The organism is Escherichia sp. MOD1-EC7003 (genome assembly GCF_002965065.1).
In the GTDB taxonomy this organism is placed as follows: Bacteria; Pseudomonadota; Gammaproteobacteria; order Enterobacterales; family Enterobacteriaceae; genus Escherichia.
The window spans coordinates 24505-38875 of sequence record NZ_PTRE01000008.1 but is presented as its reverse complement, the minus strand read 5'-3'; the positions used below and the strand labels follow the sequence as shown (position 1 = coordinate 38875).

The 14371-nt window shown below is 51.7% G+C and carries 14 protein-coding genes; 9 read left to right on the top strand and 5 right to left on the bottom strand.

Annotated features, from left to right (window positions below; genetic code table 11):
- Positions 1-268 precede the first annotated feature (268 nt).
- The 3 genes from A7090_RS00760 to A7090_RS00750 form a co-directional block, all read right to left on the bottom strand.
- On the bottom strand, positions 269-808 hold the full coding sequence (locus tag A7090_RS00760; RefSeq protein ID WP_240246249.1) for a hypothetical protein: 540 nt from the start codon (positions 806-808) through the stop codon (positions 269-271).
- Positions 809-810: 2 nt separating this feature from the next.
- Positions 811-1062, bottom strand: a complete 252-nt coding sequence (locus tag A7090_RS00755) for a hypothetical protein (RefSeq protein ID WP_157941433.1) — start codon at positions 1060-1062, stop codon at positions 811-813.
- Between the two features lie 363 nt (positions 1063-1425).
- On the bottom strand, positions 1426-1632 hold the full coding sequence (locus A7090_RS00750; RefSeq protein WP_105272645.1) for a YbfA family protein: 207 nt from the start codon (positions 1630-1632) through the stop codon (positions 1426-1428).
- A gap of 311 nt (positions 1633-1943) precedes the next feature.
- Here A7090_RS00750 and kdpF point away from each other — a divergent pair, with 311 nt between their 5' ends.
- Genes kdpF through kdpE form a run of 6 tightly spaced genes read left to right on the top strand, consistent with a single transcriptional unit; the run spans position 1944 to position 9709 of the window.
- Entirely contained in the window at positions 1944-2033 is a 90-nt protein-coding gene (gene kdpF / locus A7090_RS00745) for a K(+)-transporting ATPase subunit F (protein WP_001365534.1), read from the top strand.
- A complete protein-coding gene (gene kdpA / locus A7090_RS00740) occupies positions 2033-3706 on the top strand; it encodes a potassium-transporting ATPase subunit KdpA (RefSeq protein ID WP_105272644.1) in 1674 nt (557 codons plus the stop codon). Before kdpF ends, kdpA begins: the two co-directional genes overlap by 1 nt.
- Positions 3707-3728: 22 nt before the next feature.
- On the top strand, positions 3729-5777 hold the full coding sequence (gene kdpB, locus A7090_RS00735; protein WP_105272643.1) for a potassium-transporting ATPase subunit KdpB: 2049 nt from the start codon (positions 3729-3731) through the stop codon (positions 5775-5777).
- Positions 5778-5785: 8 nt separating this feature from the next.
- The gene (kdpC, locus tag A7090_RS00730) at positions 5786-6358 is read left to right on the top strand and encodes a K(+)-transporting ATPase subunit C (RefSeq protein WP_105272642.1); all 573 of its coding nucleotides are present in this window, start codon (positions 5786-5788) and stop codon (positions 6356-6358) included.
- A complete protein-coding gene (gene kdpD, locus A7090_RS00725; RefSeq protein ID WP_105272641.1) occupies positions 6351-9035 on the top strand; it encodes a two-component system sensor histidine kinase KdpD in 2685 nt (894 codons plus the stop codon). The genes kdpC and kdpD overlap by 8 nt, the downstream gene beginning before the upstream one ends.
- The gene (kdpE, locus tag A7090_RS00720) at positions 9032-9709 is read left to right on the top strand and encodes a two-component system response regulator KdpE (RefSeq protein WP_105272640.1); all 678 of its coding nucleotides are present in this window, start codon (positions 9032-9034) and stop codon (positions 9707-9709) included. Before kdpD ends, kdpE begins: the two co-directional genes overlap by 4 nt.
- 339 nt (positions 9710-10048) lie before the next feature.
- Here kdpE and pgm read toward each other — a convergent pair whose 3' ends face one another.
- A complete protein-coding gene (pgm, locus tag A7090_RS00715) occupies positions 10049-11689 on the bottom strand; it encodes a phosphoglucomutase (alpha-D-glucose-1,6-bisphosphate-dependent) (protein WP_105272639.1) in 1641 nt (546 codons plus the stop codon).
- 25 nt (positions 11690-11714) lie between these two features.
- The gene (gene seqA, locus A7090_RS00710) at positions 11715-12260 is read right to left on the bottom strand and encodes a replication initiation negative regulator SeqA (RefSeq protein ID WP_105272638.1); all 546 of its coding nucleotides are present in this window, start codon (positions 12258-12260) and stop codon (positions 11715-11717) included.
- Positions 12261-12444: 184 nt separating this feature from the next.
- On the opposite strand from seqA, the gene ybfF reads away from it, so the two are divergent.
- The 3 genes from ybfF (at position 12445) to fldA (ending at position 14312) form a co-directional block, all read left to right on the top strand.
- Entirely contained in the window at positions 12445-13209 is a 765-nt protein-coding gene (gene ybfF, locus A7090_RS00705; RefSeq protein WP_105272637.1) for an esterase, read from the top strand.
- A gap of 139 nt (positions 13210-13348) precedes the next feature.
- Complete coding sequence (ybfE, locus tag A7090_RS00700; protein WP_001300829.1) at positions 13349-13642, top strand: LexA regulated protein; 294 nt, start codon at positions 13349-13351, stop codon at positions 13640-13642.
- Between the two features lie 139 nt (positions 13643-13781).
- Positions 13782-14312, top strand: a complete 531-nt coding sequence (gene fldA, locus A7090_RS00695) for a flavodoxin FldA (protein ID WP_001018618.1) — start codon at positions 13782-13784, stop codon at positions 14310-14312.
- Positions 14313-14371 lie beyond the last annotated feature (59 nt).

Genomic DNA, 14371 nt, shown 5'->3' with positions numbered 1-14371 from the left:
TTCTTTTGTTCTGCTATTATTGACCGAAAGGAGACTGCCACGCATAACGGTTCTGCGAGAGGCTGCCGGGGAGATTCCGGCGGCCTATTTATGTTCCACTCTCCATGCTTGTCTGTAATCGGGGATAATAGAAATATGTTCCCATTGTTGATATATCTTTCCCTGCCTGGGTATATGTCCTCCCAGGCAAACATAATGCCATTAATAATATAAAATACTAAAGATAAAACAAGATATCATTTTCATATGTTTTTCTGACAATAATATTTTATTTTGAAGAAATTACGGGGTAAATTTCATAGCCTTTCTTCTCTGGCAAAGAATAAGAATCATAAGCCGCCTCCTTGCTGCTGTCATAAATAATATACTTTTCTCTCCACTCCCCCACCCTATTATCATTTTTAATAATGATTAGTGTCTTTTTTTTACCAAACCAGATAGCTTCTGGAATATTCCTCTCTGCAAAACAAAAACCTTTTAACTTATTCTTCATTCCGCTATCATGATTTAAACTTGTTATCAGACATCCTTTTATATATGGAGGGCCATAATTTAATGCAAAAATAAGAGAGTGATTTACACACTTTGAAAGAACAATATCCCCTGAATATATAGCTCCATCTAAAAATGCACTAACAATAATATTTTCAAACAATAAATATGGAGTATCACCGTCAATTGTTTTTAATGAAACCAACGTAACCCCATCATTTTTATTAAAATCACACTTTATAACGTCTTTAATACTCTCAGCAAAACAACAAAAAGGTAAAGTTATCATAAAAAACAGGCTGCGATAAAAGTGCATAGTTACTTTACCTTTACCATATCTCGCAATGTCTGCATATTACCAGGCTGTAATTCCAATTTATCCGCGCACGATTTTATTTTATTATAACAAATGCCATTCGATACACCTCTGTCATCTTTATAGGACTGCGCAATATCATCTTTATACATCCAATACTGCATATGTTCAGTTCCTGTTTTTATATTTTTATTCTTTTTATCTTCTGCCTTCGCTAAAGAACTGGATTGTGTTTTTAATTTATTTTTTGACATATTACGCATCCCAATCAGGACTTTTAGCATGCTAAATATACAGTCTCTGATTGTATTTTATCCTTTATTCAAGCATGTGCAAAAAATATACTTTTCATGCTCTCACCCTGCCCTGCGGGGTTTTACGGCGCACCGGATAACCCCCATAGCTACCGCACTCATGGTTCTAACTCTAAAGACTTATTAGATAGATTTAAATAAGATATCCGTCAGATAGCAACTATTAGGAAAATATTTATATATATTTCATGAATATATTTAGGTTGGGTAATACAGTGTCTAAATATTTATCTGAACTTCTTCCTAATAAAAAAACCGCCAACGTTTCCGCTGGCGGTTTTCAATGTATTCAAAACTCAGCAATCAATAAAAATCACCAGTTGCCTTTTCGGCCTGATCCATCCACACCGGTTTATCGCTGGTTTTCGACCAGACGCGGTGCAGATAGCTATAAAAGCGAGCACGGTCTTTCCAGAAAAGCATAAAAGGCAGCGCCAGAACGCCCGCTGCAACCGCAGAAGTACGGCGTAAAAAGATAAGCCATGCAGGATATTCTCTGTAGAGTTCCATACTTTTCTCCCCTTTTGTATCTACCCAGTGAATGGCACCGGAAAAATGAATTTGTTTATCTGATGAAAATAGTACCGCCTTTTGTGTAATTTTACCACTCATCCGACCACTTATTTTTACTTATTGAGGGTTTATTTACATTCACTCCGTAACTGAGTTACAAAAAAGTTAAACAAATACTAACCATTAGTTAACACATGGCTTTTGCCATTTTTATACTTTTTTTACACCCCGTCCGCAGATTTTTGCGAAATCTTTGCAGCCAGAATTCTACCCTTCCGGTATCACTTTTAGGCCACTGGAGGTGCACTGTGAGTGCAGGCGTGATAGCTGGCGTGTTGCTGGTGTTTTTATTACTGGGTTATCTGGTTTATGCCCTGATCAATGCGGAGGCGTTCTGATGGCTGCGCAAGGGTTCTTACTGATTGCCACGTTTTTACTGGTATTAATGGTGCTGGCGCGTCCTTTAGGCAGCGGACTGGCGCGGTTGATTAATGACATACCTCTTCCCGGTACAGCGGGCGTTGAACGCGTACTCTTTCGTGTACTTGGCGTCTCTGACCATGAGATGAACTGGCAGCAGTATCTCTCAGCCATTCTCGGCCTGAATATGCTAGGGCTGGCGGTGCTGTTTTTTATGTTGCTCGGTCAGCACTATCTGCCGCTTAATCCGCAGGAACTGCCGGGGCTGTCGTGGGATCTGGCGCTGAATACTGCGGTCAGCTTTGTCACGAATACCAACTGGCAATCTTACAGTGGTGAAACCACGTTGAGCTATTTCAGCCAGATGGCGGGCTTAACGGTGCAAAACTTTCTTTCTGCCGCCAGCGGGATTACGGTGATTTTTGCCCTCATCCGTGCATTTACCCGCCAGAGCATGAGCACACTCGGGAACGCCTGGGTCGATCTGCTACGCATCACGTTATGGGTATTAGTCCCGCTGGCGTTGTTGATCGCGCTGTTTTTTATTCAACAAGGTGCACTGCAAAACTTTCTACCCTATCAGCCGGTGACGACCGTTGAAGGAGCGCAACAGCTGTTACCAATGGGTCCGGTGGCCTCTCAGGAAGCGATCAAGATGCTCGGCACTAACGGCGGTGGTTTCTTTAATGCCAACTCATCGCATCCGTTTGAAAACCCGACCGCGCTGACCAACTTCGTGCAAATGCTGGCAATCTTCTTGATCCCAACAGCGTTGTGCTTTGCTTTTGGCGAAGTGGCGGGCGATCGTCGCCAGGGGCGAATGTTGCTGTGGGCGATGTCGGTGATTTTTGTCATCTGCGTAGGCGTGGTGATGTGGGCAGAAGTTCAGGGTAATCCTCATCTGCTGGCACTGGGCGCGGACAGCAGCATCAATATGGAAGGTAAAGAGAGCCGTTTCGGCGTGCTGGTCAGTAGTCTGTTTGCGGTCGTGACCACGGCGGCTTCCTGCGGTGCAGTGATTGCGATGCATGATTCTTTTACCGCTCTCGGCGGCATGGTGCCGATGTGGTTGATGCAAATTGGTGAAGTGGTATTCGGCGGGGTCGGTTCTGGTCTTTACGGCATGATGCTGTTCGTCCTGCTGGCGGTGTTTATTGCCGGGCTGATGATTGGTCGCACGCCAGAATATCTGGGTAAAAAAATCGACGTACGCGAGATGAAACTGACTGCGCTGGCGATTCTGGTTACTCCAACACTGGTGCTGATGGGCGCGGCACTGGCGATGATGACCGACGCCGGACGTAGCGCCATGCTCAACCCTGGCCCGCACGGTTTTAGCGAAGTGCTGTACGCCGTGTCGTCCGCTGCTAACAACAATGGCAGCGCCTTTGCCGGATTAAGCGCTAACTCTCCGTTCTGGAACTGTTTATTGGCGTTCTGCATGTTTGTCGGGCGCTTCGGGGTGATTATCCCGGTGATGGCAATTGCCGGTTCGATGGTGAGTAAAAAGAGCCAACCCGCCAGTTCCGGCACACTGCCTACGCACGGCCCGTTGTTTGTAGGTCTGTTAATCGGCACCGTATTGCTGGTTGGCGCACTGACCTTTATCCCTGCCCTGGCGCTTGGTCCGGTGGCGGAATATCTCTCCTGATGATATTGAGTGAGCACTGAATATGAGTCGTAAACAACTGGCGCTATTCGAACCAACACTTGTCGTTCAGGCGCTGAAAGAAGCGGTGAAAAAATTAAACCCGCAGGCGCAATGGCGCAATCCGGTGATGTTTATCGTCTGGATCGGCAGTCTGCTGACCACCTGTATTAGCATCGCGATGGCAAGCGGCGCGATGCCAGGCAATGCGCTGTTTAGCGCGGCAATTAGCAGCTGGCTGTGGGTCACCGTACTGTTCGCAAATTTCGCCGAGGCGCTGGCAGAAGGCCGCAGTAAAGCACAGGCCAACAGCCTGAAAGGGGTGAAAAAAACTGCCTTTGCTCGCAAACTGCGTGAGCCAAAATATGGTGCTGCGGCAGACAAAATTCCCGCCGATCAATTGCGTAAAGGCGATATCGTGCTGGTAGAAGCCGGCGATATCATCCCCTGCGATGGTGAAGTTATTGAAGGTGGCGCATCGGTCGATGAAAGCGCTATCACCGGGGAATCGGCACCGGTGATCCGTGAATCCGGCGGTGATTTTGCCTCCGTCACTGGCGGCACGCGTATTCTTTCTGACTGGCTGGTGATTGAGTGCAGCGTTAACCCCGGCGAGACATTTTTGGATCGGATGATCGCGATGGTGGAAGGCGCACAGCGACGTAAAACGCCGAGCGAGATTGCTCTGACCATCCTGCTGATTGCCCTGACTATCGTCTTTCTACTGGCAACCGCCACACTGTGGCCGTTTTCCGCGTGGGGCGGTAATGCAGTCAGCGTAACGGTACTGGTGGCGCTGCTGGTCTGTCTGATCCCAACCACCATCGGCGGCTTGTTGTCAGCAATCGGCGTCGCCGGGATGAGCCGGATGCTGGGCGCGAATGTGATTGCCACCAGCGGACGTGCTGTTGAAGCGGCGGGTGACGTTGACGTTCTGCTACTGGATAAAACCGGCACCATCACACTCGGTAACCGTCAGGCGTCGGAGTTTATCCCTGCGCAGGGCGTAGAGGAAAAAACGCTGGCCAACGCCGCACAACTGGCTTCGCTGGCTGATGAAACGCCGGAGGGCCGCAGTATTGTGATCCTCGCCAAGCAGCGTTTTAACCTGCGCGAGCGCGATGTGCAGTCGCTCCATGCGACCTTTATACCGTTTACTGCGCAAAGCCGGATGAGCGGGATCAACATCGACAACCGCATGATCCGTAAAGGTTCTGTCGATGCCATTCGCCGCCATGTTGAGGCTAACGGTAGTCACTTCCCTGCCGATGTCGATCAAAAAGTCGATCAGGTTGCGCGTCAGGGGGCCACGCCGCTGGTGGTGGTGGAAGGTTCACGCGTGCTGGGCGTAATTGCGCTGAAAGATATCGTCAAAGGCGGCATTAAAGAGCGCTTCGCGCAACTGCGCCAAATGGGCATTAAAACGGTGATGATTACCGGTGATAACCGTCTGACTGCCGCCGCGATTGCTGCTGAAGCGGGCGTCGATGATTTTCTCGCCGAAGCGACACCGGAGGCCAAGCTGGCATTGATTCGTCAGTATCAGGCAGAAGGCCGTTTGGTGGCGATGACCGGCGACGGCACCAACGATGCTCCGGCGCTGGCGCAGGCAGATGTCGCGGTGGCGATGAACTCCGGCACTCAGGCGGCGAAAGAAGCGGGCAATATGGTGGATCTCGACTCCAACCCAACCAAGTTGATCGAGGTGGTGCACATTGGCAAACAGATGCTGATGACCCGTGGTTCGCTTACCACCTTCAGCATCGCCAACGATGTAGCGAAATACTTCGCCATTATTCCGGCAGCGTTCGCGGCAACGTATCCGCAGTTAAATGCGCTGAACATCATGCGCCTGCATTCGCCCGACTCAGCCATTCTCAGTGCGGTCATTTTCAACGCCTTGATTATCGTCTTTTTGATTCCCCTGGCGTTAAAAGGCGTGAGTTATAAACCGCTTACCGCTTCTGCCATGTTGCGCCGTAACTTATGGATTTACGGTCTGGGTGGGCTGCTGGTGCCGTTTATTGGTATCAAAGTCATTGATTTACTGCTGACCGTTTGCGGTCTGGTGTGAGGTTTACCATGAGTGGATTACGTCCGGCATTATCAACATTTATCTTTCTGTTATTGATTACTGGCGGCGTTTACCCGCTGCTGACTACCGCGCTGGGGCAATGGTGGTTTTCCTGGCAGGCCAACGGTTCGTTGATTCGTGAAGGTGATACGGTGCGTGGCTCGGCATTAATCGGGCAGAATTTTACCGGTAACGGCTATTTTCATGGTCGCCCGTCGGTAACAGCAGAAATTCCCTATAATCCACAGGCTTCTGGCGGGAGCAATCTGGCAGTCAGTAACCCGGAGCTGGATAAACAGATAGCCGCACGCGTTGCCGCATTACGGGCCGCGAACCCGGATGCCAGCTCGAGCGTTCCGGTTGAACTGGTGACGGCGTCGGCAAGCGGGCTGGACAATAACATCACCCCGCAAGCGGCGGTCTGGCAGATCCCACGCGTGGCGAAAGCGCGTAATCTCAGCGTTGAACAACTCACGCAACTGGTTGCAAAATACAGCCAACAACCTCTGGTGAAATATATTGGCCAGCCGGTCGTCAACATTGTCGAACTCAATCTGGCGTTGGATAAGCTTAATGAATAACGAACCCTTACGTCCCGACCCCGATCGCCTGCTGGAACAAACTGCCGCGCCGCATCGGGGGAAGCTAAAAATTTTCTTCGGTGCCTGTGCAGGTGTCGGGAAAACCTGGGCGATGCTGGCAGAAGCCCAGCGACTGCGGGCGCAAGGGCTGGATATTGTGGTTGGCGTGGTAGAAACCCACGGGCGAAAAGATACCGCAGCAATGCTGGAAGGGCTGGCTGTTCTGCCGCTGAAACGCCAGGCGCACCGTGGGCGACATATCAGCGAGTTTGATCTCGATGCCGCCCTCGCCCGCCGTCCGGCGCTGATCTTAATGGACGAACTGGCGCACAGTAATGCGCCTGGCTCTCGTCACCCTAAACGCTGGCAGGATATCGAAGAGCTGCTGGAAGCAGGCATTGATGTTTTTACTACCGTCAACGTTCAGCATCTGGAAAGCCTGAACGATGTGGTCAGTGGCGTCACCGGAATTCAGGTGCGGGAAACCGTACCTGATCCTTTTTTTGATGCTGCCGACGACGTGGTGCTGGTGGACTTGCCCCCGGACGATCTGCGTCAACGGCTGAAAGAAGGTAAAGTCTATATTGCCGGGCAGGCAGAACGCGCCATTGAACATTTTTTCCGCAAGGGTAATCTAATCGCCCTGCGCGAACTGGCACTGCGCCGTACTGCCGATCGCGTAGATGAGCAAATGCGCGCCTGGCGGGGGCGGCCTGGCGAAGAGAAAGTCTGGCACACGCGCGACGCGATCCTTTTATGTATTGGGCATAACACCGGCAGTGAGAAACTGGTCCGCGCGGCGGCGCGGCTGGCCTCGCGTCTGGGAAGCGTCTGGCACGCGGTGTATGTTGAAACCCCTGCTCTGCACCGCTTACCTGAGAAAAAACGTCGGGCAATTCTCAGCGCCTTACGTCTGGCACAGGAGCTGGGTGCGGAGACGGCAACACTTTCTGATCCAGCGGAAGAGAAAGCGGTAGTGCGTTATGCCCGTGAACATAATCTCGGCAAGATTATTCTCGGGCGCCCGGCCTCACGCCGCTGGTGGCGTCGGGACACTTTTGCTGACCGACTCGCACGCATCGCCCCCGATCTCGATCAGGTGCTGGTCGCGCTTGATAAACCCCCCGCCCGCACGATTAACAACGCGCCGGATAGCCGCTCTTTTAAAGACAAGTGGCGGGTACAGATTCAGGGATGCATGGTTGCCGCCGCGTTATGCACCGTTATCACCTTAATTGCCATGCAGTGGCTGATGACGTTTGATGCCGCCAACCTGGTGATGCTGTATCTGCTTGGCGTGGTGGTGGTGGCACTCTTTTATGGACGCTGGCCTTCGGTGGTCGCCACCGTCATTAACGTGGTGAGTTTCGATCTCTTTTTTATCACCCCACGCGGCACGCTCGCCGTCTCTGATGTGCAATATCTGCTGACCTTCACGGTGATGTTAACCGTCGGACTGGTGATCGGGAACCTTACTGCTGGCGTGCGTTATCAGGCGCGGGTAGCCCGTTACCGCGAACAACGCACGCGGCATTTATATGAAATGTCCAAAGCTCTGGCGGTGGGCCGCAGCCCGCAGGATATTGCCGCCACCAGCGAACAATTTATTGCCTCCACGTTTCATGCCCGTAGCCAGGTGTTGCTGCCTGATGACAATGGCAAATTGCAGCCGTTGACGCATCCGCAAGGAATGACGCCGTGGGACGATGCCATCGCACAGTGGAGTTTTGACAAAAGCCTGCCTGCGGGCGCGGGTACCGACACGTTACCCGGCGTGCCATACCAGATTTTACCGTTAAAAAGCGGTGAGAAAACCTACGGACTGGTGGTGGTGGAACCGGGGAATCTGCGCCAATTGATGATCCCGGAACAGCAACGTCTGCTGGAAACGTTTACGCTGTTAGTCGCTAATGCCCTGGAACGCCTGACGCTGACCGCCAGCGAAGAACAGGCGCGGATGGCAAGCGAACGTGAACAGATCCGCAACGCCCTGCTGGCGGCGCTTTCGCATGATTTACGCACTCCGCTTACGGTGCTGTTCGGTCAGGCCGAAATCTTAACGCTCGATCTGGCAAGTGAAGGATCGCCCCACGCCCGCCAGGCCAGCGAGATTCGTCAGCATGTGCTGAATACTACCCGACTGGTGAATAATCTACTGGATATGGCGCGAATTCAGTCCGGCGGCTTTAATTTGAAGAAAGAGTGGTTAACGCTGGAAGAAGTGGTCGGCAGTGCGCTGCAAATGCTGGAACCGGGTTTATCATCGCCCATCAATCTTTCTCTGCCAGAACCGCTGACCTTAATCCACGTTGACGGGCCACTCTTTGAACGGGTGCTGATTAATCTGCTGGAGAACGCGGTGAAATACGCGGGTGCGCAGGCCGAAATTGGTATCGATGCCCACGTTGAGGGCGAGAAGCTACAATTGGATGTCTGGGATAACGGCCCCGGCCTTCCACCAGGCCAGGAGCAAACGATTTTCGATAAGTTTGCTCGCGGAAATAAAGAGTCGGCGGTGCCGGGTGTCGGGCTTGGGCTGGCAATTTGTCGGGCGATTGTGGATGTACACGGCGGCACCATTACCGCGTTCAACCGACCGGAAGGTGGGGCCTGTTTTCGTGTTACACTTCCCCAGCAAACTGCCCCTGAACTTGAAGAATTTCATGAGGATATGTGACAAACGTTCTGATTGTTGAAGATGAACAGGCTATTCGTCGCTTTCTGCGCACGGCGCTGGAAGGCGACGGTATGCGCGTCTTTGAGGCTGAAACGCTGCAACGCGGCTTGCTGGAAGCGGCAACCCGTAAGCCAGATTTGATTATTCTCGATCTCGGCCTGCCCGATGGTGATGGGATTGAGTTTATCCGCGACCTGCGCCAGTGGAGCGCGGTGCCGGTGATTGTGCTTTCCGCACGTAGCGAAGAGAGCGACAAAATCGCCGCGCTGGATGCCGGAGCTGATGATTATCTGAGTAAGCCATTTGGCATTGGTGAATTGCAGGCCCGTCTGCGCGTCGCTTTACGCCGCCACTCTGCCACCGCCACGCCCGATCCGGTGGTGAAATTTTCCGATGTTACCGTCGATTTAGCTGCCCGCATGATTCACCGGGGTGAGGAAGAGGTGCATCTCACGCCGATTGAGTTCCGCTTACTGGCGGTGCTGCTCAACAACGCCGGAAAAGTGCTCACCCAGCGCCAGCTCCTTAACCAGGTGTGGGGACCAAACGCGGTCGAGCACAGTCATTATTTGCGTATTTATATGGGGCATCTGCGACAAAAACTGGAGCAAGATCCCGCCCGCCCCCGCCATTTTATTACCGAAACCGGGATTGGGTATCGGTTTATGCTTTAAGAAGCTGAATTGCCGGATGCGGCGTAAACGCCTTATCCAGCCTACAAAGTCATGCAAATTCAATATATCTCGTAGGCCTGATAAGCGTAGCGCATCAGGCTGTCATAAGTAAAAAAGGGCGATCTTCCGACCGCCCCCGCCATTTTATTACCGAAACCGGGATTGGGTATCGGTTTATACTTTAGGAAGCTGAATTGCCGGATGCGGCGTGACGCCTTATCCAGCCTACAAAATCATGCAAATTCAATATATCTCGTAGGCCTGATAAGCGTAGCGCATCAGGCAGTCATAAGTAAAAAAGGGCGCTCTTCCGACCACCCTTTTTCTTACTTTCGGTGATTACGCGTTTTTCAGAACTTCGCTAACAATCTCAACCGCTTCTTTCTCGATCTGCTTGCGATGTTCTTCCCCGAGGAAGCTTTCGCAGTAGATCTTATATGCATCTTCCGTACCTGACGGACGCGCGGCGAACCAGCCGTTGTCAGTCATCACTTTCAGACCGCCGATAGAAGCACCGTTGCCCGGTGCCGCCGTCAGGCGCGCGGTGATCGGGTCGCCTGCCAGGGTGCTGGCGCTCACCATTTCTGGAGACAGCTTAGACAACGCCGCTTTTTGTGCGGAACTCGCAGCTGCCTGCAAACGGTTATAGCTCGGCGCACCAAAGCGTTTAGCCAGTTCGTTATAATGTTCCTGCGGATTCTTACCGGTGACAGCGGTGATTTCTGCCGCCAGCAGACACATAATGATGCCGTCTTTATCAGTCGACCACGGCGTACCGTCGAAACGCAGGAAGGAAGCCCCTGCGCTCTCTTCGCCGCCAAAGCCGAAGCTGCCATCGAACAGACCATCAACAAACCATTTGAAACCTACCGGGACTTCTACCAGCTTACGGCCCAAATCGTTGACCACACGGTCGATCATTGCAGATGAAACCAGCGTTTTACCGACAGCAACATCTTTGCCCCACTGCGGACGATGCTGGAACAGGTAGTTGATCGCCACCGCCAGGTAGTGGTTCGGATTCATCAAACCTGCCGGAGTGACGATACCGTGACGGTCATAATCCGGGTCGTTAGCAAACGCCAGATCGAACTTATCACGCAGAGCCAGCAGGCCCGCCATCGCACACTCGGAGGAGCAGTCCATACGGATCGCGCCGTCTTTATCGAGGTGCATAAAGCGGAAGGTTTGATCGACCTGATCGTTAACGATGGTCAGGTTGAGGTTGTAATACTCGCCAATGCGCTTCCAGTATTCGATACCGGAACCGCCCAGCGGATCGACACCCAACGTCAGGCCCGCTTTCTGAATTGCTGCCATATCAATGATATCGGCCAGACCTTCCACAAACGGCTGCACCAGATCCTGCTCTTTCACATGACCGGATGCCATCGCTTCGTCGAGGGAGATACGCTTCACGCCTTTCAGGCCATCAGCCAGCAGTGCGTTGGCCCTGTCTTCCACCACTTTGGTGACGTTGGTATCAGCCGGGCCACCATTTGGTGGATTGTACTTGATACCACCATCTTCCGGCGGGTTATGGGACGGTGTAATCACGATACCGTCTGCCAGCGGGCCACCTTTTTTATTGTGAACCAGAATGGCATTGGAAACGGCAGGCGTCGGAGTGAAGCCATTGTTTTCCTGCACAATAACATCAACGCCGTTCGCTGCCAGCACTTCCAGTACGGAAATGAATGCAGGCTCGGACAGAGCGTGAGTATCTTTACCCACATAGCAAGGGCCAGTGATGCCGTTCTTCGCACGTTCTTCAGCAATTGCCTGAGCGATTGCCAGAATGTGCGGCTCATTAAAGCTGTGGCGCGCTGCACTGCCACGGTGACCGGAAGTACCGAATTTCACCGCGTGCTCCGCATTCCCTGCTTCTGGTTTCAGTACATAATATTGCGCCGTCAGTTGGGCGACGTTAATCAAATCACTCTGTTGTGCAGGTTGGCCTGCACGATTGTGGATTGCCATTGCTTTGTCCTTTGTCTGCAACGTGTTAGATAGTTCCGCAAACCTTCTCAATCAATTCCACCGGGAATTGCATCGACTGCATGATGTGTTGGATCATGCTGCATTTACGGCCAGTGTTGGTGTTGGTGATCACCCAATACGGCGTACCAGGCACATGTTTTGGCTTGGTCTGATTACCATTTTTCAGCAGCGTTTGCTCATCTGCCGCAAAGTAAACGCGTGTACGACCGTGCAATGATTCCGTTGCCTCGGCAAACGCCTGGGCGTCAAGAGAATATAGTGTAGACAACAGCAGCATAAAGCGATTGACCGCTCGCTTTTGCTCTGCGTATTCGTCCGAAAGCAGAAGTTCACGCATCGCGCGAACCTTGTCTTTAATCGTTTTGACCGGCTTCGCTTCGACGATAGCAGGTGACGCAACGCGAACCTCTTTCGTCACCGGAGCAGCAGGCTGTGATGCGGCGGAAAATTTCAACATACGCCGTAAAATGTCGGATGCGCTCTCGCCGATATGCTTAGTGTGGCTGGCAATATAGCTGTAGAGTTCATCATCAACTTCAATCGTTTTCATCTTAATCCAGTGCAGTGTCTTAGCTGAATACAAGTCGCCAGGAGTATATGAATAAATCCCGGCAGCGGATAGCGTCAAGCCTGGCTTGCAGAAAAACTCGGATTAAACCTTATTTGTTGCAGCCCTGTGGCACAATGGTCAACATAATACCCTAACCCGACAACGCGAAAAAAAGAACTTTGCCATGAAATTGAATATCCGCGCGCAAACTGCACAAAACCAGCACAATAATTCTCCCATCGTTCTTGTTCATGGTCTGTTTGGCAGCCTCGACAACCTTGGTGTACTGGCTCGCGATCTGGTAAACGATCACAATATCATCCAGGTTGATATGCGTAACCACGGTCTTTCACCGAAAGATCCGGTAATGAATTACCCGGCGATGGCTCAGGATCTTGTTGATACCCTGGATGCGCAGCAGATCGATAAGGCGACATTTATTGGTCACTCAATGGGGGGGAAAGCGGTGATGGCACTTACTGCACTGGCCCCCGATCGCATCGATAAACTGGTGGCGATTGATATCGCGCCGGTCGACTATCACGTGCGCCGTCATGATGAGATTTTCGCTGCCATCAACGCAGTCAGTGGATCCGACGCACAAACTCGCCAGCAAGCAGCGGCAATAATGCGCCAGCATCTTAATGAAGAAGGGGTGATTCAGTTTTTACTGAAATCTTTTGTTGACGGAGAGTGGCGCTTTAACGTGCCGGTATTGTGGGATCAGTATCCGCATATTGTGGGTTGGGAGAAAATCCCGGCATGGGACCACCCTGCCCTGTTGATCCCTGGCGGCAATTCTCCGTATGTTAGCGAACAATACCGTGATGATTTACTGGCACAATTTCCACAGGCACGGGCGCATGTGATTGCAGGCGCGGGTCACTGGGTCCATGCTGAAAAACCGGACGCGGTATTACGTGCTATCCGTCGCTATCTCAATGATTAACGCAACTGATTAAAAACCCAGCGTCCGCGTCGCTTTCCGCGCGTGGGCGTTGGCGTGACTCATCGTGCTGATGTATTATGGCGCGCTATCCATCCGGGCAGGCGCCTGGCTGATTGTTTCCCCCGAAGTCACCAAGATCATGGCCAAAGAACAAACGGACCGTACGACATTAGATCTGTTCGCGCACGAGCGTCGACCGGGACGACCGAAAACTAATCCGCTTTCGCGTGATGAACAGCTGCGTATTAATAAACGCAACCAGCTAAAACGCGACAAAGTACGTGGCCTTAAGCGTGTCGAACTGAAGCTGAACGCGGAAGCTGTCGAGGCGCTGAACGAGCTGGCAGAATCGCGTAATATGAGCCGTAGCGAACTGATCGAAGAGATGTTAATGCAGCAACTGGCGGCGCTGCGTAGTCAGGGCATCGTTTAAATTTCCACTTTCATGTAGCACAGTGTGCAGTCCTGCTCGTTTGCTGATTCCGCAAGACTGCCTGTTCTGCTATGATTGCCTTTATCCGTGGGCAATTTTCCACCCCCATTCCAATAAGTTTCAAGAGGTTATTTCACTCATGGCTATCACTGGCATCTTTTTCGGCAGCGACACCGGTAATACCGAAAATATCGCAAAAATGATTCAGAAACAGCTTGGTAAAGACGTTGCCGATGTCCATGACATTGCAAAAAGCAGCAAAGAAGATCTGGAAGCTTATGACATTCTGCTGCTGGGCATCCCAACCTGGTATTACGGCGAAGCGCAGTGTGACTGGGATGACTTCTTCCCGACTCTCGAAGAGATTGATTTCAATGGCAAACTGGTTGCGCTGTTTGGTTGCGGCGACCAGGAAGATTACGCTGAATACTTCTGTGACGCATTGGGCACCATCCGCGACATCATTGAACCGCGCGGTGCAACCATCGTTGGTCACTGGCCAACTGCGGGCTACCATTTCGAAGCATCAAAAGGTCTGGCAGATGACGACCACTTTGTCGGACTGGCTATTGACGAAGACCGTCAGCCGGAACTGACCGCTGAACGTGTAGAAAAATGGGTTAAACAGATTTCTGAAGAGTTGCATCTCGACGAAATTCTCAATGCCTGATGTGATGCGGCGTAGACTCGTGTCTACGCCGTATTAATAGATAATGCCAATCAAAATAA